Raw genomic sequence first — 17760 nt, 5'->3', positions numbered from 1 at the left:
CCATCACATCTTCTTGAGCAGGCAATCCGCGCCGGCGGCCTTGATGCTGGCGCACAGCCGTCCCGCGTCGGCGGCATTGCCGAGCGGCCCGGCCTGAAGCCGCGTCACATTGCCGCCCTTTACCAGGAAAGGCTGGTAGGCTGAAAGTCCGCTGACCCGCGCGGTCAGCCGGCTCCACAGCGCGCGCGCATTGGCTTCTTCGCCGAACGCGCCCAACTGGATCCGGTAAGCGCCGCCCTTTGCCGGGGCGGGGATTGCGGCAACCGCGCGGGGCGCGGGCTTCGTCGCTTCGCGAACAGGCGGCGGCGCGGTGCGCGGTTGCGCCACCGGTTCGGCCAGCGGTCGGTTGAGGTCGGAAGGCGGCAGGCTGGTCGTGCGGACGCTGGAAGGCGCCGGTCGCACCACCGGGCCTTGGGGCTTGGGTGCCGGGCCGGTCGCGAGCGCGCCCGCCTTCGATTGCCGTTCCAGATCGGCTGCCAGCGCAAGGCCCTGCCGGCGCTGGGCTTCGGGCACGAATTTGTCCATCTGTTGCAAGCTGGTCGTCGCCTGCGGCAGGCCGGAGGCAGAGGCGCGGGTCATGAACGCATAGGCGCGCACCCAATCCTTGCCGACCAGGTCGCCGTTGAACAGGCTGGTGCCCACGATATATTGCGCGCGCGGTTCTCCACGCGCGGCGGAACGCTGAAGATAGGGCATTGCGCCGGCGCGATCGCCCTGCTGGAACATCAGCAGCCCCAGATTATCCTCGGCGCGCAAATGCCCCTGGCCCGCAGCCTTGCGATACCATTCGAGCGCGGCGGACAGGTCGGTCTGGACCCCGCGCCCCAGCTTGTGCGCCTGGCCCATGTTGAACTGGGCATCCGGGTCGCCCGCGGCGGCGAGCGGCCGCCATTCGCTGATGGCGCGGGCATAGTCGCCCTGTTGCCATGCATCGACGCCGGCCTTGACGTCCGCCAGCGCTGGCGTGGCAACTGTCGCTAGACCGACCAATAGCAAATGCGCCCACCGACCTGCCATATCTACATGCTCCTGTAACTATCTTCGCCAGTGCTAAAGCAGAATAAGGTTAATCGCGAATTAGCATAAGTGCCCGAATCTCAACACGGGATTAACTGTTCGCGCCCGCTTTTCGAAAAGTGGCCACCTGCTTAACCAATTTTTAGGCGCGACCATGGCATTGCCATCGGGAATTGAATTTCCTGGGGGGATTTGCGTGCGCGTTCTAGCACTGGCATCGCAGAAAGGTGGGTCGGGCAAAACGACTCTTTCGGGCCACCTTGCCGTGCAGGCGCAACTGGCCGGCGCCGGCCCGGTGGTGCTGATCGATATCGATCCGCAAGGCTCGCTTGCCGACTGGTGGAACGAGCGTGAGGCCGAATTGCCCGCCTTTGCCCAGACCACCGTCGCCCGCCTTGCCGCCGACCTCGAAGTGCTTCGCCAGCAGGGCTTCAAACTTGCCGTCATCGACACGCCGCCGGCCATCACCATGGCGATCCAGAGCGTGATTTCGGTAGCTGAACTGATCGTCGTGCCGACCCGGCCCAGCCCGCACGACCTGCGCGCCGTGGGTGCGACCGTCGACCTGTGTGAACGTGCCGCCAAACCGTTGATCTTTGTCGTCAACGGGGCGACGCCCAAGGCGCGGATCACGTCGGAAGCGGCCGTTGCGCTGTCGCAGCATGGCACGGTCGCGCCTGTCACGCTGCACCATCGCACTGATTTCGCCGCGTCGATGATCGACGGGCGAACGGTCATGGAAGTCGATCCCAGGGGAAAGTCCGCAGCCGAGGTGACGACGCTGTGGACCTATATTTCCGATCGTTTGGAAAAGAATTTTCGCCGCACCGTCTTTTCGGTGCCGGCCGGAAGTGCCGGCGTGACCGGCAACCCCCGTCCGCTCGGTGGCTTTGGCCGCCGCGTCGTCAGCCAGTGAGGGGAGAAGCACCCATGGCCGAACCCAAATCCTTCGCATCGCTGACTTCGGGCCTGCTGGCGCGCAAGGGATCGGCGCAACCGGCGATGCGACGTCAGCCGATCGCGGGCTTTGGCGGGGGGGCGAGCAGCAACCTTGCTGCACATCATGAAGATCTTGGCTGGAACGACATGGGCCATGACGCCCCGCCGCCCGCCGATATCCGCCCGCATGCGGGCCTGACGCCGATGGCGTCCGTGGCTCCGGCAATTGTGCCGCCGGTCGTGACCGAACGGGTGGAACTGGCCAGGCGCGTTGCCCGCACGCACAAATCCAAGGCCGCGCGCCCTGTCGCGACCGCCGGGGCGCTGGCCCGCAAGGCAGCGTTCACACTGCGGCTCGACAGCGACCGGCACCTCAGGCTGCGCCTAGCCTGCGCGCTGCAAGGGCGTTCGGCGCAGCAGATCGTGACCGATGCGCTCGATGCATTTCTCAACAGCCAGCCGGAAGTCGAACGACTCGCCGGACAGTTGCCGCGTCGCCGCGGCACCAATTGAACGAAGGGTGGATAGGCAGATGACGCGGAACAGTTTCGGAAGGGCGGCGCTTTCCTCGCTGCTGATGGCGACCACGATGGTCGGTTGCAGCGGCGCTGCATTCACGGACCGGCCCTCGGCCGGGGCGACGAAGGAACAGCAGACCGCCCAGAAGCTGGCTGCGGCGACCGAAAAGGCGCTGGCGGCACGCGATTTTGATCGCGCGCTCACTTCGGCGGAGGCGGCCGTCGCAGGCTATCCCCGCGATGCCACGCTGCGCCAGTTGCTGGGGCGCGCCTATGTCGCCAACGGCCGGTTCGTATCGGCCGAAACCGCGTTGCAGGATGCCATGACGCTGGGCAAGAGCGATGCCCGCACGATCATCAGCCTGGCCCTGGTCAAGGTCGGCCTTGGCAAGAATGATGAAGCGCGCGGCCTGATCGCCGCCCACGCCGAAACGTTGCCCGCCGCCGACTATGGCCTTGCCATCGCGATGGCCGGCGATCCGGTCGAGGGCGTCAATATATTGAGCCAGGCGATCCACGATCCGTCGGCGACCGCGCGTACGCGCCAGAACCTCGCTTACGCTTATGCTCTTGCCGGGCGGTGGAAGGATGCGCGCGTGATGGCGGGTGAAGACCTGCCGCCGCTCGCTGCCGCGCAGCGTGTTTCGCAATGGGCGACGATGGCCGATCCCGCCATGGGCGCCCAGCGCGTCGCGGTGCTGATGGGCGTTGAGGTGAATGGCGTCGATGCCGGCCAGCCGGTCGCGCTCGCGCTGGCGCCCCAGGCTCCGAGCGAAACGCCGCAGGCCTTCGCCGATGCCGCCGCCGACACGCCGCCAGCGACGGACGATGCGCAACCGCCGTTCGAAATGGCCGCGGTGCAATCCGTGCCCGTCCCGGCCGCGACCCTCAAAGCGCCGATCATCCAGGCGGCGCCGGCACCGGTCCGTACCGCCGCCGATGATTTCGTCGTCGAGGAGAAGGGCAAGCGTTCGAGCGCCGCGCCCAAGCCAGTGAAAGCCGCCAGGGCTGCCGTGCGGAATGCGGCGCCGGCGATTGCGACGATGCAGAAGGCGGCCTTCATCAAGCCCGTCGGCAGCGGCGCAAGCAATTGGGTGGTTCAGTTGGGCGCCTATGACAGCGCGGCGATCGCCAAGGAACGCTGGACGCGGATGGCGACCGTCAACAATAATCTCGCCGCATTCCCCGTGCTCACCAGCAGCGCGACGATCAAGGGTAAGAGCTTCCATCGCCTTGCGGTCGGCGGCTTCGCCAATCGCGCCGATGCGTTGACGATGTGCCGGACGATCCAGGCGCAAAAGGGGCAATGCTTCGTCCGCGAAGGCGCGCCGGGTGCGACGCCGCAGCGTTGGGCGGTAGCGACCAGGGGCCGTCAGTACGCCTCACGCTGATCGACAGCGATCATTTCATGAAGGGCGGCACGTTCCCTAAAGGAACATGCCGCCCTTCATGATTCGGCGCACGCGGCCCTGAACTGGCACGCGGTCGAAGGGGGTATTGCCCGCCGATGCCGCCATCCGGGTCGAATCGATGATCCAGGGCGCGTCGGGATCGATAAAGATGAGGTCGGCGGCGTGGCCCGTGGCAAAGTCGCCGGCGGCCACGCCCAGGATGCGCGCGGGATTGCCGCTCAGCAGCGTCATCAGCCGGTTCATCGTGACATGCCCATCGCGCACCAGATTGAGCGACAGGGCGAGCAGGGTTTCCGCCCCCGCCATGCCGGCGGCGGCGTCGGCGAAGGGCAGGCGCTTGTCTTCGGGACCGCGCGGGTCGTGGCTGGATGTGATCACATCGACGGTGCCGTCCGAAACCGCCGCGATCGTCGCCTTGCGATCATCCTCCGAACGAAGCGGCGGGGACAATCGGGCAAAGGTGCGGAAGTCGCTGACCGCATTGTCCGACAGGAACAGATAGGCGGGGCTGGTGCCACAGGTGACGCGCAGCCCTTGCGCCTTGGCGGCGCGCACCTGCGCGAAGCCGTCGGCGGTCGTCACCAGCCGGAAATGGATTGCCGCGCCGGTTTCGCGCGCCAGCATCACGTCGCGCGCGATCGCCATGGCTTCGGCGCAGGCAGGCGCGTTGGCGAGGCCAAGCCGCGTCGCGGTTTCGCCGCTGGTGGCGACCGCATTGCCCGTCAGGCCGCCGTCTTCGGCATGGGCAATGACGGTCAGGCCCAGGCCCGATGCGTAGGACAGGACGCGCAACATGACGCCGGAGTCCGCGATCCATTGCCGCCCGGTGCCCACCGCCATCGCTCCGGCCGCGCGCATCATGCCGATTTCGGCCAATTCCCTGCCCGCCAGGCCCCGCGTCGCCGCCGCGATGGGATGAACCCAGAAATCGGGCTTGCCCGCGCGTGTCGCCTGCCGGATCAGGCCGGCATCGTCGAGCGGCGAAGACTGGTCGGGCATCAGCGCGGCGCGTGTCACGCCGCCGAAATGGAAAGCGGGCTTGTCGGTGCTGAACACGCCAAGGTCGATCAGGCCCGGCGCGACGATCAGGCCCTGCGCGTCGATCCGTGCGGCATCGGCGGGAACGTCGATCGCGCCGGCGGCAAGGATGCTGTCGCCCTCGATCAGGATCGTGCCCGGCGCAACGGCGCTGCCGGCCGGATCGGCGAGGCGGCCGTTGACGATGGCGGTCCGGCTCATGCCCAACCCTCCACGCCGCGCGCCGATCGGGTCAGCACGTCAAGGCAGGCCATGCGAACCGCGACGCCCATTTCGACCTGTTCGGTAATCGCCGATCGTTCGGGATGGTCCGCGACGCTGCTGGAAATTTCGACACCCCGGTTCATGGGACCAGGATGCATGACCAGCGCATCGGGCTTGGCCAGCGCCAGGCGATCGGGAGTGAGGCCATGGAGCATGTGATATTCGCGCGGCGACGGGATGAACGCGCCGTCCATCCGCTCATTTTGAAGCCGCAGCATCATGACCACGTCCGCGCCTTCCAGCCCGGCGGCCATGTCGGTGAAGGGGGTCGCGCCCAGCATGTCGACCTGCGCCGGCATCAGCGTGGACGGCGCGACCGCGCGCACCTGCGCCCCCAATGCCGCGAGGCACAGCATGTTGGAGCGCGCGACCCGGCTGTGCAGCACGTCACCGCAGATCGCGACCACCAATCCTTCGAAGCCGCCCTTGCGCCGACGGATGGTCAGCGCGTCCAGCAGGGCCTGGGTCGGATGCTGATGCCAGCCGTCGCCGGCGTTGAGCACCGGGCAATCCACCTTGTCCGCGATCAGCCGGACCGCGCCTGAGCTGCCATGGCGAATGACGATGACGTCGGCATACATGGCGTTGAGCGTCATCGCCGTGTCGATCAGCGTTTCGCCTTTTTTGACGCTCGACTGGGCGGCATGCATGTTGACCACGTCCGCGCCGAGGCGCTTGCCCGCGATTTCGAACGACAGCAAGGTACGCGTGCTATTTTCGAAGAAAGCGTTGATCTGGGTCATGCCGGCCAGTCGATCGTCATGCTTGCGTGCGTGACCCCGGTTGGCCTGCACCCAGCCCTCGGCCTCGTCGAGCAGGAAGCGAATTTCCCAGGGTTTGAGGTCCGCGATCGACAGAAGGTGGCGGTGCGGGAACAACGCCCGCCCGGTCAGGCCGGTCGTGGAAGGGGCGGTGGTCGTTTCGGGCATGAAGCGAGGCTTTAGGGGAGGGGGCGGGGAAGGGCAAGACGGCGGCTCATGACGCCCGCTCCAACCGTTCGAGCCACGCCCGCGCCTGCTTGGGTTCGCCCACGGCGGTCGATTTGACCGGTCCGCGCGACGCCAGAAATTCCGCATGCAGCGCGAACGGTTCCATGAACAGCGTCTCGCGGATGGCGTCTATCTCTTCGCCAAGCTCGGTAAGGGCCGCGATGGTCGGTGCGGCGGCGGCTTCGATCTGGCGGTCCTTCTGGTGGCCGAACAGGCCCCACTTGCCCGCCGCCGTCACCTTGAGCGCAGCGATCAGGGCTTCGCGATAGTCGCTTTCCAGGATTGCGCGCCGCGCATCCAGTCGCTCCAGCCTGTCCGCGCGCGCCATCAATGCTCCATCCCCGCGACCAGCCCGTCGATCGCGCCCTGCAATATGTAACTTGCCGCCATCTTGTCGATCAGCACGTCGCGGCGTGCGCGGCTGGCGTCCGCCTCCAGCAGCGTGCGCGTGACGGCCTGGGTCGACCAGCGCTCATCCCACAGCAGGATCGGGAGCCCCAGATCGGCCAGATTGCCCGCAAAGGCGCGCGAGGACTGGCTGCGCGGCGATTCGCTGCCGTCGAGATTGAAGGGAAGGCCGATGACGATGCCCTTTACCTGCTGCTGCGCGATGAAATCGGCAAGGGCGAGTTTGTCCCTGGTGAACTTGGTCCGGTTGATGGTGTGGGCGGGGCTGGCGATCGACCAGCCCGCATCGCACAGCGCCAGCCCGATGGTCTTGGTGCCCACGTCCAGACCGATCAATCGCCCGCCCTGGGGCAAGGCCGCGCGAAAGGTCGGGCGATCCGCCGTGACGAGGCTCATGACTTCAGGAAAGCCGCGAGCCGCCGCCGCGCATCTTCCCGGACGTCACCCCAGAACAGGCTGTAATCATACACATGGTAATTATTGCCGGGCAGCGTGAATGGCCCCATGTCGACCGGCTCGCCGATCATCAGCACGCCGCTGGTGTCGCAGCGCGCGGGGACGATGCCCTTGAGCAAGCGCGGCGGCTTGCCCTCGTCACGGCTGTCGAGCGTGCCGCGATTGGCGCTCGCGGGCGCCGCGCCGTTGAACGCGCCGGTGATCGGATTGGTGCAGAGCATGTGCGTGCCCTTGCGCGGCCGGCCGGTGTAGCCCGCCTTGCGTACGAAACTTTCGATCACGGCCGAAGGATCGGCTGGCTCGGCATAGCTTTGCCAGCCGACGATGCAGTGACCCTGGTCACGTCCCGCGCAGGCGGGAAGGCCGAGCGCGGGAAGATCCGCCTCCACCGAAATCGGCCAGCCCACGGCATAGACCGCCGCGACACGGTCCGCGACCGGCTGGCCCGCCACCTTTTCGCGCAGGAGCTGGAGCAGATGCCGGGTTCCCTGGCTGTGGCCGGCGAGGATCAGCGGCCCTTGGGGATTGGCCTTGAGAAACGTGGCGAAAGCGGCTGCGATATCGCGATAGGCCGCGGCCAGCGCCAGGTCGGCGTCCGGCCGGTCGGTCAGGAAGGCGCCGATATTGGCCTGGCGGTAGCGGGGCGCCCAGATCGAACCCACGGCGTTGAAGGCGCTCGCCTGACTGCCGACAAAACGGCGCGCGATGGCGAGCGATTCCCGGTCGTCCAGCGCCATGTTCCAATGGGCGTCGCCCAATGTGGTGATGTAGGAGGTGGGATGGATGAAAAACAGCGCGACCTTGCGCTCGACGGGCGTGTCGCGAATGCCCGCCGGCGTCCACAGCGTCGGATTGTCCCTGGCGATGTCCGGCCGGGCGATCCACATCGCCGAATCGTCATAGGCGTTGGCCGGCAGCGGAGAGAGGGCAACAAACGGTTCTCGCGGCACCATCACGATGCGCATCAACTGTGTACCCCAGATGCGATAGGCCAGCAGCGCCGCGATCACCAGCACGACCAGCCCGGCGATGATATAGAGGAACTTGCGAGCCAACGGCCACTCCGTCTGTATTGCGTGGCGCTGCCGCCATCGTGCCGCCTGTCTGGCGCAAGCGCCGGGCGCACGCAAGGGCGGCGGTCGCACGTAACGTACGGGGTTGAAGCGGCGATACGCGGATGCTAGCGCCCGGCCATGTCCATAGACCTTGCAACCGTGAAAAAGATCGCCAGCCTGTCGCGCATTTCGGTGACCCAGGACGAGGCGCAGGCGATGGTGCCCGAACTCAACAACATCCTTGGCTGGGTGGAGCAACTGGGTGAGGTCGACGTGACCGGCGTCGAGCCGATGACCGCCGTCATTCCCAACCATCTGCGCCTGCGCGAGGATGCGATCACCGACGGCAATGTTCGCGACAAGGTGCTGGCCAATGCGCCGCAAGCCGAACATGGCTTTTTCGCGGTCCCCAAAGTGATCGAGTGATCGATCCTCGACCCCTTCTGGCCGAGCTTGTCGAAGCCTGGCCCTTTGTTGAAATGAAGTGCGGCCCTTCGACAGGCTCAGGGCGAACGGAAATCTGGTTATGACCAACCTCACCGATCTTACCGTTGCGGAAATCCGCGATGGCTTCCGCGCGGGCGATTTTTCGGCACGCGAGGTAGCGCAGGCGTTCAACGCCAATGTCGCGGCGGCCAAGGCGCTGAATGCCTTCATCGTCGAAACGCCGGAAAAGGCGCTGGAAGCGGCAGACGCCGCCGACGCCGCGCGTGCGTCCGGCGACGCCAAGCCACTGTCGGGCGTGCCGATCGGCATGAAGGACCTGTTCTGTACCGAAGGCGTCCAGACCACGGCGGCCAGCCACATGCTGGAAGGTTTCGTGCCGACCTATGAATCGACCGTGTCGGCCAAATTGTGGGCTGCGGGCGCCGGGATGCTGGGCAAGCTGAACCTCGATCAGTTCGCCATGGGATCGTCCAACGAAACCAGCTATTTCGGCAATGTCATTTCCCCATGGAAACGCGGCGGCGGCGACAATGCGGCGCTGGCCCCCGGCGGATCGTCGGGCGGATCGTCGACGGCCATCGCCGCGCGGCTCTGCCCGGCTGCGACCGGCACCGACACCGGCGGGTCGATCCGCCAGCCCGCCGCTTTCACCGGCATTGCGGGCATCAAGCCGACCTATGGCCGCTGTTCGCGCTGGGGCATCGTGGCGTTCGCCAGTTCGCTCGACCAGGCCGGGCCGATGGCGCGCACCGTGCGCGACAATGCGTTGCTGCTGGAGGTGATGGCGGGCTTTGATCCCAGGGATTCCACCTCTCTCGACGTCGCCGTGCCACAGTGGGAAGCGGGATTGTCGAGCGATCTCAAGGGCAAGACGGTCGGCATTCCCAAGGAATATCGTCCAGATGGCCTGAACGCGGAAATCGCGGCGCTGTGGGACAAGGGCATCGCATGGCTCAAGGACGCAGGTGCGAACGTGGTGGAAGTGTCGCTGCCGCATACCAAATATGCGCTGCCGACCTATTATATCATCGCGCCCGCCGAAGCCTCGTCCAACCTCGCCCGTTATGACGGCGTGCGCTATGGCCAGCGCGACCTGCCCGATGGCGCAGGCTTGCAGGACATGTATGCCGCGACCCGCGCCGCCGGTTTCGGGCCGGAGGTTAAGCGCCGCATCATGATCGGCACCTATGTGCTGTCGGCCGGTTTCTACGACGCTTATTATACCCAGGCGCAAAAGGTCCGGGCGCTGATCGCGCGCGATTTTGAACGGGCGTTCGAACAATGCGACCTGCTGCTGACCCCGACCGCACCAAGCGCGGCCTTTACGCTGGGCGAAAAGCAGGCCGATCCGCTGGCGATGTATCTGAACGACGTGTTCACCGTGCCCGCCTCGCTCGCCGGGCTGCCGGCGATGAGCGTGCCCGGAGGGCTGGACTCGCAAGGCCTGCCGCTGGGCTTACAGATCATCGGCAAGGCGCTGGACGAGCAGACGGTGCTGAACGCGGGGCTGGCGATCGAGGAACGGGCTGGCTTCGTCGCGCGGCCGGACAAGTGGTGGTGAGATGAGTGGCGGTATCGTCATTGTTCTAGTCTTAGGAGTAATCGCAATTGCGCGGGCTAAGCTGGGCGACGTCACTTACGACAAGATTGTGGTCACGGCCTTTAAGTGGTTGTTTGGTTTTGCTGCGATCTTCTTCATTGGAGCTTACATATCCAGCCACGCTTTTCACTAGGTTAGAGAAAGATCAATAACCGTATTAACCTATCGCATCCGCGTCATACCCGGTGATTGAAGATAGGGTTGCAAAGTGTTACCTTGGTAACACTGGAGATTGGGTAATGAACGCGCAGAGCAAGGTCGAAACCGGGACCATGACAAGCAAGGGGCAGATATTGATCCCCAAGGCCATGCGCGACGCGGTGGGTCTGAAGCCGGGGTGGCCGTATAAGGTCACGGTAAATGCCGAAGGTCAGGTGGTCGTCGCACCTTTGGGGTTTGGTCCGGAGGATGCGGAAGAACGGGTGCGGCGGATGCGGGAAGGATTGATGGCCATTGCCGGCAAATATCCAAATCCTGACGGCATGAGTACCGATGAATATATGCGGGAACTAAGGGGTGATTACGAACCGTGATATTGATCGATTCCAATGTTTTGATTGACATATTGGATCGTGATCCGAGATGGTTCGACTGGTCTTTTGCTAGGCTTGAAGATGCCACCGCGATGGGCAGCGTATTCATTAATCCAGTCGTTGTGGCCGAAATCGCTCCTCAATATGGTGACCTTGATGATTTCATGATCCGCATGGTCGCCATGGTGATTGGTTTTGAAGTGCTTGATGCGCGTGCGGCTTTCAACGCAGGATGCGCCTTTCAGAAATATCGGCGAATGCGTCCCGGTGATACACCCAAAGCGATTGTTGCCGACTTCCTGATCGGCGGTCATGCCCAATCCGTTGGCGCCACCATCCTGACTCGCGATCCGCGCTTCTATCGCAGCTATTTTCCCGGCGTGCCGTTGATCACGCCTTCAAAGGACGACTGATGACTGAATCAACCTATCGCATCCAGGGCGCAACCGGTGAGTGGGAGGTCGTGGTCGGCCTGGAGGTCCATGCGCAGGTGACGTCGAATGCCAAGCTGTTTTCCGGCGCGGCGACCGCGTTCGGGGCGGAGCCGAATACGCAGGTCAGCCTGGTCGACGCGGCGATGCCCGGCATGTTGCCCGTGCCCAACCGCGAATGCATCCGCCAGGCGGTGCGCACCGGCATGGCGATCGACGCGCAGATCAACAAATGGTCGCGCTTCGACCGGAAAAATTACTTCTATGCCGATCTGCCGCAGGGCTATCAGATCAGCCAGCTCTATCACCCGATCGTGGGCGAAGGGCAGATCGAGATCGTGCTGGACGAGAAGAATCCGGACACCAGCGCCAAGGTGATCGGCGTCGAGCGCATCCATGTCGAACAGGATGCGGGCAAGCTGATGCATGACCAGCATCCCACGCGCTCCTATGTCGATCTCAACCGGTCGGGTGTTGCGCTGATGGAAATCGTGTCGCGGCCCGACATGCGTTCTCCAGCGGAAGCAGGGGCTTATCTGGCGAAGCTGCGGACGATCCTGCGCTATGTCGGGTCGTGCGACGGGAATATGGACCAGGGTTCGATGCGCGCTGACGTCAATGTTTCGGTGCGCAGGCCGGGCGGTGAACTGGGCACCCGGACCGAGACGAAGAACGTCAATTCGGTGCGCTTCGTCATGGCGGTGGTCGAACGGGAAGCGAGCCGTCAGGTCGATGTGCTGGAGGCCGGCGGCAAGATCGTGCAGGAAACCCGCCTTTACGACCCGGACAAGAATGAGACGCGGTCGATGCGGTCGAAGGAAGATGCGCACGACTATCGCTACTTCCCCGATCCCGACCTGTTGCCCTTGGTGCTGGACGATGCTTTCCTGGACGAATGTCGCGCCTCGCTGCCCGAACTACCCGACGTCAAGCGCAAGCGCTATGAGCAGGCGCTGGGTCTGTCGCCCTATAACGCCGCGACCCTGACCGCCGACGCCGATACCGCGCGCTGGTTCGAGACGCTGTTGGCGCAGAGCGCCGCCGCCCAGAAAAAGAGCGAGAGCGACGTCGCCAAGGCGGCGGCCAACTGGCTGCTGTCCGACCTCTATGGCGCGCTCAACCGGCTTGGCAAAAGCCTGGAGGACAGCCCGGTCAGTCCGGCGCAGGCCGCCGAATTGCTGGCGCTGGTCGCGGACGGCACGTTGTCGGGATCACTTGCCAAGCAGGTGTTCGAGATCATGCTGGAAACCGGCGACGGGGCGGGCAAGATCGTCGAGGAAAAGGGCCTGAAGCAGACGTCCGACACCGGCGCGATCGAGGCGGCGGTGGCCACGGTGCTGGCGAACAATGCCGACAAGGTCGAACAATATCGTGGCGGCAAGGAAGCGCTGTTCGGCTTTTTCGTCGGTCAGACGATGAAGGCGATGCAGGGCAAGGCCAATCCGCAGGTCGTCAACGAACTGGTGCGCAAGGCGCTGGGCTGATCGTTCAACGGCGCATGAGCCAAATGACGTGGCCGGTCACTGCCCAGGCCGCGCCACCCGCTTGCCCTTGGTGCGACTGGTGAGGTGAAACAGGCCGCAGCGGTCGCAGCGATAATGGCGCAGCGCGATGCTGGCGGTGCGCGGGGCCAGCAGCGCAGCCGCTTCCGAAGGGAAACGGGCCTTTTTCAGGCAGATGCTCAGCCGCGTGCGCAATGCAGGCCGCCTTAACGCAGCGCGGACATGATCAGCGCCCAGACCCCGGCATCCTCACGCGTCGCCGCTTTGGGCGCGCCAAGGCCGCGACATTCCAGGCAATCGGCACGCACGCCATTGCCCGCCAGCATCGCCCGAACGTCGCCGACCGCCTGCATCGCCCACAAACGCTGCGCCCGCGCGGCGCGGCCGAGCAGGTCGCGCGCGGCGGGGGCGGCATCTTCGTCGCCTTCGCGCATCTGTTCGATGAACCGTATGATACGATCGGGTTGCTTTTCGATGCGGTAGGTCCGCGCCTTGGCCGGATCGAGCTTCGCGAGTTTGGCCGCCTCGGCCACGGCGTCTTCCAGGCCACCGAAGCGATCGACAAGGCCGATCTGCCGCGCGGTGCCGCCGTCCCACACGCGGCCCTGCGCAATAGCGTCGATCTGGGCAGGCGATTTGTCGCGCGCCTTGGCGACCAGCCCCACAAAGCGGCGATAAACATCTTCGACACCCATCTGCATCACCGCGTCGAATTGCGGTGTCGTTCCGCCGGCAAGGTCGGGCTGGCCCGACAGCGGCGTGGTGGTAATCCCGTCGGTGGTAATGCCGATCTTTGCCAGCGTTCCTTCAAAGCTCGGCAGGATGCCGAAAACCCCGATAGACCCGGTGACCGTGCCAGGTTCGGCGAAGATGACATTGGCCGGTGTCGCCACCCAATAGCCACCGCTCGCCGCGACATTGCCCATCGAGACGACCACGGGCAGACCGGCATCCCTGGCCGACTGGATCGCGACCCGGATCTTTTCCGACGCCATCACCGATCCGCCGGGCGAATCGATGCGGACGACCAGAGCCTTGAGCGCCTTTTCCGCCAGCGCGGTATATAGCAGGTCCGATATCGTATCGCCCGCCGCCGTGCCCGGCCCCGCTTCGCCATCGACAATGTCGCCCGCCACGGTCAGAACGCCGATCGCGCCATCATCGGCGGGCCGGTGCGCTTTGGCGTAGGTGCGCAGGTCGATTGCGGCAAAGCCTGTCTTGCTCGCGTCCGCTTCTTCGCCAGCAACCTTGGCCACATGCGCCTCGAAGCTCGCTTCGCTGCCCAGCCGGTCGACCAGGCCCGCCGCCAGCGCCGCCTGCGACAGATTGCCGCCGGTCGCCCGCGCGGCCGCCGCCGGATCGGCCATGTAACCGGCGAGTTTCGCCTTTGGCCGCGCCTTGGCGACTTCATCCTGCCAGTTCTGCCACAGGGCGCCGGCCAGCGCGGTGTCGGCAGCCTTTGCTTCGGGGGACTGTTCGGTGCGCGTGAACGGCTCGACGAAACTCTTGTAGGTGCCGACGCGATAGACATGGGCGTTGACGCCCAGCCGGTCGATCAATCCCTTGTAATAGAGCCGCGAACCGCCGGGGCCGGCCAGCGCGACGCCTCCCAGCGGATCGACCCAGATTTCGGACGCATGGGCGGCGAGTTGATAGCCATCATCGGTGTAGATGGTGGCAAAGGCATAGACCGGCTTTTTCGCGGCGCGCAGGCTGTCCAGCGCCAGGCCGACGCGCGACAGCGCCACCTGTCCAGCTCCCATGAAGCCATCCAGATCGAGCACGACCGCCTTCACCTTGGCATCGTTTTTCGCGGCGTCCAGAGCGGCGACGATATCGGCCAGCCGATATTCCCTGGTTTGCGGTCCCGAGCCGGCCAGCAGCGAAAACGGGTCGATTTCGGCGGGCTGTTCGACAATCGTGCCGTCGAGGTCGAGCAGCAGCGCGCCGCTCGACACGGCGCTTCCGGGCGTGGGGGCCATCGTCAGCGCGGCATAGAGCAGGCCGAAGAACAGGAGCAGAAGCAACAGCACCAGCCCGTCCTTGACCGCCCCCAATATGCGCCAGATGCCTTTGATGAACGCCACGCCGGTCTCCTCGATTGGGCCAAGCGCTACCCCATCCCCCCCACGACTGCAATCTTGCGCCGCCGGGCTCAGCCGCTATGGGGATGCGCGATCATGTAGTCACGGAGACGCCGCCCCATGCCCACGCTCGTCCTCATCCGCCACGGCCAGTCCGCCTGGAACCTGGAAAACCGCTTCACCGGCTGGTGGGACGTGGACGTGACCGAAAAAGGGGTGGAGGAAGCGCGCGCGGCGGGCCGGCTGATGAAGGACAAGGGTCTCGATTTCGACACCTGCTTCACCAGCGTCCAGACCCGCGCGATCAAGACGCTCCATCTGGCGCTGGAGGAAATGGGGCGGCTGTGGTTGCCGGTGGAAAAGGACTGGCACCTCAACGAGCGGCATTATGGCGGCCTGACCGGGCTGGACAAGGCGGAAACCGCCGCCAAGCATGGCGAGGCGCAAGTGAAGATCTGGCGCCGCAGCTTCGACATTCCGCCGCCGGTGCTGGATGCCGGCAGCGAATTCGACCTGTCGAAGGACCGCCGCTATGCCGGCATCGCGATCCCGTCGACCGAATCGCTCAAGGACACGATCGCACGCGTGCTGCCCTATTGGAACAGCCGGATCGCGCCCGAACTGAAGGCGGGCAAGCGCGTGCTGATTTCCGCGCACGGCAATTCGCTGCGCGCGCTGGTCAAGCATCTGTCGGGCATCCCGGATGACGAAATCACCGAACTGGAAATCCCGACCGGCCAGCCCATCGTCTATGAACTGGCCGACGACCTGAGCGCGATCGACCGCTATTATCTGTCGGAGCGGTGACGAGACCCCAGGGATTTGGCCGTCCGGAATATAACTGCGAGTTATATTGCCCGCGGCGCTTGCGCCCGTTAAGGACCGTCGCTTTCCGGGTCAGCAGGGAAGCATCAGGCCATGGGCGGGGTTGAGGTCGGCATCATCATGGGGTCGCGGTCCGACTGGGACACGATGCGGCATGCGGCCGAAACGCTGGATGCGCTGGGCGTGCCCCATGAATGCAAGGTCGTTTCCGCGCACCGCACGCCGCAACGGCTCTATGACTATGCGACGGGCGCCGTTGGCCGTGGGCTCAAGGTGATCATCGCCGGCGCGGGCGGAGCGGCGCATCTGCCGGGCATGGCGGCTTCGATGACGCGGCTGCCGGTGCTGGGCGTGCCGGTCGAATCCAAATCGCTCAAGGGCATGGATTCGCTGTTGTCCATCGTCCAGATGCCCGGCGGCATTCCGGTTGGCACATTGGCGATCGGCAAGCCCGGTGCGATCAACGCGGCGCTGCTTGCCGCCGCGATCCTCGCCACCAGCGACGATGCGCTTGCCGACCGGCTCGATGGCTGGCGGACAAAGCAGACGGCCGACGTGGCGGACAGCCCCGAATAAGATGAACTGCATCGCTCCTGGTTCGACAATCGGCATATTGGGCGGCGGCCAGCTTGGCCGGATGATCGCCGTCGCCGCCGCGCAGCTTGGCTATCGCACCCATATCTATGCGCCCGAAGACAGCGGCCCCGCCGCGGACGTTTCGCCGCGCTGGACCCGCGGACGCTATGAGGATGCCGCCGCGCTCGCGGCTTTCGCCGGCACGGTCGATGTCGTGACCTATGAGTTCGAGAATATCGACCCGGCCGCGATCGAAACGCTCGCAGGTCGAACCCTGGTTCGCCCCGGCGCGATGGCGCTGCGCATCGGCCAGGACAGGTTCATGGAGAAACGCTTCGTGTGCGACCTGGGCGGGGTCACGGCGCCCTTTGCCCCGGTCGATAGCCTGGACGACCTGGAAGCGGCGATCGACGCGATCGGCAGCCGCGCGATCCTCAAGACCAACCGCATGGGCTATGACGGCAAGGGCCAGGCGCGGCTGAATGAGCCGGGGGACGCGGTGGGCGCGTGGAACGCGATTCAGCGGCGAAGCGCCATCCTGGAGGGGTTCGTCACCTTCGCCGAGGAATTTTCTGTCATTCTGGTGCGCGGAGCGGACGGGGACATCCGCTTCTGGGATTCCACCGCCAACGTGCACGAGGACGGCATTCTGGCCACATCCTGCCTGCCCGCCGGACCGCTGATCGAGGGATATCTGCCCGCCGCCCGCGCGCTCGCGCGCAAGGTGGCCGATGCGCTCGATTATGTCGGCGTGCTGACGCTCGAATTCTTTGCCGCTGCCGACGGCCCGGTATTCAACGAACTCGCGCCGCGCGTCCATAACAGCGGCCACTGGACGATCGAGGGCGCGGTGACCAGCCAGTTCGAAAATCATGTCCGGGCGATCTGCGGCCTGCCGCTGGGCGATACCGCCCTTGCCGCGCCGCGCGTGGAGATGCGCAACCTGATCGGCGATCAGGCGAGCGACTGGGCCGCGATCCTGGCCGACCCGGCCAACCACCTCCATCTCTACGGCAAGGGCGAAGCGCGTGCCGGGCGCAAGATGGGGCATGTGACGCGGTTGACGCGGTGAGCGCGAAGCCGGAAATCGTCCTTGTCCTCGCGCGCGCCGACAATGGCGTGATCGGCAGGGACGGGGCCCTTCCGTGGCGACTTCCCGCCGACCTGCGCCGCTTCAAGATGCTGACGCTTGGTCATCCGATGATCATGGGCCGCAAGACATTCGACAGCCTGCCCGGCCTGTTGCCGGAGCGACGCCATATCGTGCTGACCCGCGACGCCGCGTGGCGCGGGACGGGGGCGGAGGTGGCTCGGTCGGCCGATCAGGCGCTGATCCTCGCCAATGCGCCTGCGATCATGGTGATCGGCGGCGCGGACATCTATCGCCTGTTCCTGCCCCGCGCCGATCGAATCGAGCTGACCGAAGTGCATATCGACGCCCTGGGCGACGCTGCAATCGCCTATCCCGACCCTGCGGACTGGCGTGAAACCGCGCGCGAAGATCATGCCGCTGTGGGGGATCATCCCGCATTCAGCTTCGTCACATTTCGCCGCCGCGATGCAGCAGCGCCGATGGGCAAGGTCTAGGCCGGCTCATCCCATCGACAGGCAGAGCCGCGATCGCCACCACCGTGATGGCCGGCCTGACGGCGCTCTGCCGCGCATT

At 65.5% G+C, this 17760-nt stretch carries 20 protein-coding genes; 12 read left to right on the top strand and 8 right to left on the bottom strand.

From position 1 onward, the window contains the following. Nucleotides 1-3: 3 nt before the first annotated feature. Entirely contained in the window at nt 4-1017 is a 1014-nt protein-coding gene (locus WG908_RS00715) for an SPOR domain-containing protein (protein ID WP_340184635.1), read from the bottom strand. Between the two features lie 196 nt (nt 1018-1213). On the opposite strand from WG908_RS00715, the gene WG908_RS00710 reads away from it, so the two are divergent. The 3 genes from WG908_RS00710 to WG908_RS00700 are packed head-to-tail and all read left to right on the top strand — an operon-like array spanning nt 1214 to nt 3865. Further along, entirely contained in the window at nt 1214-1933 is a 720-nt protein-coding gene (locus tag WG908_RS00710; RefSeq protein WP_340184634.1) for an AAA family ATPase, read from the top strand. A 14-nt stretch (nt 1934-1947) separates the two neighbouring features. Beyond that, complete coding sequence (locus WG908_RS00705; protein WP_340184633.1) at nt 1948-2469, top strand: hypothetical protein; 522 nt, start codon at nt 1948-1950, stop codon at nt 2467-2469. A gap of 19 nt (nt 2470-2488) precedes the next feature. Continuing rightward, the gene (locus tag WG908_RS00700; protein ID WP_340184632.1) at nt 2489-3865 is read left to right on the top strand and encodes an SPOR domain-containing protein; all 1377 of its coding nucleotides are present in this window, start codon (nt 2489-2491) and stop codon (nt 3863-3865) included. Between the two features lie 36 nt (nt 3866-3901). Here the strand turns inward: WG908_RS00700 and WG908_RS00695 are convergent, their stop codons facing one another. From WG908_RS00695 to WG908_RS00675, 5 genes are read right to left on the bottom strand one after another with little or no spacing between them, the layout of a single operon-like run. Beyond that, entirely contained in the window at nt 3902-5125 is a 1224-nt protein-coding gene (locus WG908_RS00695) for a dihydroorotase (RefSeq protein WP_340184631.1), read from the bottom strand. Beyond that, the gene (locus WG908_RS00690; RefSeq protein WP_340184630.1) at nt 5122-6117 is read right to left on the bottom strand and encodes an aspartate carbamoyltransferase catalytic subunit; all 996 of its coding nucleotides are present in this window, start codon (nt 6115-6117) and stop codon (nt 5122-5124) included. Before WG908_RS00690 ends, WG908_RS00695 begins: the two co-directional genes overlap by 4 nt. A gap of 46 nt (nt 6118-6163) precedes the next feature. Further along, nucleotides 6164-6505: a hypothetical protein gene (locus WG908_RS00685; protein WP_340184629.1), complete on the bottom strand. Its 342-nt coding sequence runs from the start codon at nt 6503-6505 to the stop codon at nt 6164-6166. Then, complete coding sequence (ruvX, locus tag WG908_RS00680; RefSeq protein WP_340184628.1) at nt 6505-6981, bottom strand: Holliday junction resolvase RuvX; 477 nt, start codon at nt 6979-6981, stop codon at nt 6505-6507. Before ruvX ends, WG908_RS00685 begins: the two co-directional genes overlap by 1 nt. Then, nucleotides 6978-8096 carry a DUF3089 domain-containing protein gene (locus WG908_RS00675; RefSeq protein ID WP_340184627.1) on the bottom strand — a complete coding sequence of 373 codons (1119 nt, stop codon included), beginning with the start codon at nt 8094-8096 and terminating at the stop codon, nt 6978-6980. The genes ruvX and WG908_RS00675 overlap by 4 nt, the downstream gene beginning before the upstream one ends. Before the next feature lie 138 nt (nt 8097-8234). On the opposite strand from WG908_RS00675, the gene gatC reads away from it, so the two are divergent. The 5 genes from gatC to gatB all read left to right on the top strand — a co-directional run bounded on the left by gatC (nt 8235) and on the right by gatB (nt 12591). Continuing rightward, nucleotides 8235-8522 carry an Asp-tRNA(Asn)/Glu-tRNA(Gln) amidotransferase subunit GatC gene (gene gatC, locus WG908_RS00670; protein WP_340184626.1) on the top strand — a complete coding sequence of 96 codons (288 nt, stop codon included), beginning with the start codon at nt 8235-8237 and terminating at the stop codon, nt 8520-8522. 100 nt (nt 8523-8622) lie between these two features. Then, entirely contained in the window at nt 8623-10104 is a 1482-nt protein-coding gene (gene gatA / locus WG908_RS00665) for an Asp-tRNA(Asn)/Glu-tRNA(Gln) amidotransferase subunit GatA (protein ID WP_340184625.1), read from the top strand. Between the two features lie 278 nt (nt 10105-10382). Then, nucleotides 10383-10676 (top strand): AbrB/MazE/SpoVT family DNA-binding domain-containing protein, encoded by a 294-nt coding sequence (locus WG908_RS00660; protein ID WP_340184624.1) that lies wholly within the window; start codon nt 10383-10385, stop codon nt 10674-10676. Beyond that, complete coding sequence (locus WG908_RS00655) at nt 10673-11089, top strand: type II toxin-antitoxin system VapC family toxin (RefSeq protein WP_340184623.1); 417 nt, start codon at nt 10673-10675, stop codon at nt 11087-11089. Before WG908_RS00660 ends, WG908_RS00655 begins: the two co-directional genes overlap by 4 nt. Further along, nucleotides 11089-12591 (top strand): Asp-tRNA(Asn)/Glu-tRNA(Gln) amidotransferase subunit GatB, encoded by a 1503-nt coding sequence (gene gatB, locus WG908_RS00650; RefSeq protein WP_340184622.1) that lies wholly within the window; start codon nt 11089-11091, stop codon nt 12589-12591. The genes WG908_RS00655 and gatB overlap by 1 nt, the downstream gene beginning before the upstream one ends. A 36-nt stretch (nt 12592-12627) precedes the next feature. Here gatB and WG908_RS00645 read toward each other — a convergent pair whose 3' ends face one another. Together WG908_RS00645 and sppA are read right to left on the bottom strand one after the other, a co-directional pair. Further along, on the bottom strand, nt 12628-12804 hold the full coding sequence (locus WG908_RS00645) for a hypothetical protein (RefSeq protein ID WP_340184621.1): 177 nt from the start codon (nt 12802-12804) through the stop codon (nt 12628-12630). An 11-nt stretch (nt 12805-12815) separates the two neighbouring features. Next, nucleotides 12816-14696 (bottom strand): signal peptide peptidase SppA, encoded by a 1881-nt coding sequence (sppA, locus tag WG908_RS00640; protein ID WP_340184620.1) that lies wholly within the window; start codon nt 14694-14696, stop codon nt 12816-12818. A gap of 117 nt (nt 14697-14813) precedes the next feature. Between sppA and gpmA the strand changes: the two genes are divergently transcribed. The 4 genes from gpmA to WG908_RS00620 all read left to right on the top strand — a co-directional run bounded on the left by gpmA (nt 14814) and on the right by WG908_RS00620 (nt 17681). After that, on the top strand, nt 14814-15500 hold the full coding sequence (gpmA, locus tag WG908_RS00635; RefSeq protein ID WP_340184619.1) for a 2,3-diphosphoglycerate-dependent phosphoglycerate mutase: 687 nt from the start codon (nt 14814-14816) through the stop codon (nt 15498-15500). A gap of 111 nt (nt 15501-15611) precedes the next feature. Then, a complete protein-coding gene (purE, locus tag WG908_RS00630) occupies nt 15612-16094 on the top strand; it encodes a 5-(carboxyamino)imidazole ribonucleotide mutase (RefSeq protein ID WP_340184618.1) in 483 nt (160 codons plus the stop codon). Between the two features lies 1 nt (nt 16095). Beyond that, nucleotides 16096-17166: a 5-(carboxyamino)imidazole ribonucleotide synthase gene (locus WG908_RS00625; RefSeq protein WP_340184617.1), complete on the top strand. Its 1071-nt coding sequence runs from the start codon at nt 16096-16098 to the stop codon at nt 17164-17166. Then, nucleotides 17163-17681 (top strand): dihydrofolate reductase, encoded by a 519-nt coding sequence (locus tag WG908_RS00620; protein ID WP_340184616.1) that lies wholly within the window; start codon nt 17163-17165, stop codon nt 17679-17681. The genes WG908_RS00625 and WG908_RS00620 overlap by 4 nt, the downstream gene beginning before the upstream one ends. The last annotated feature ends 79 nt before the right edge of the window (nt 17682-17760 follow it).

The sequence above is a fragment of the Sphingobium anseongense genome, assembly GCF_037725245.1.
Classification (GTDB): Bacteria; Pseudomonadota; Alphaproteobacteria; order Sphingomonadales; family Sphingomonadaceae; genus Sphingobium.
Note: the sequence above shows the minus strand (reverse complement) of the source record. Positions and strands in the feature narration are given on the sequence as shown.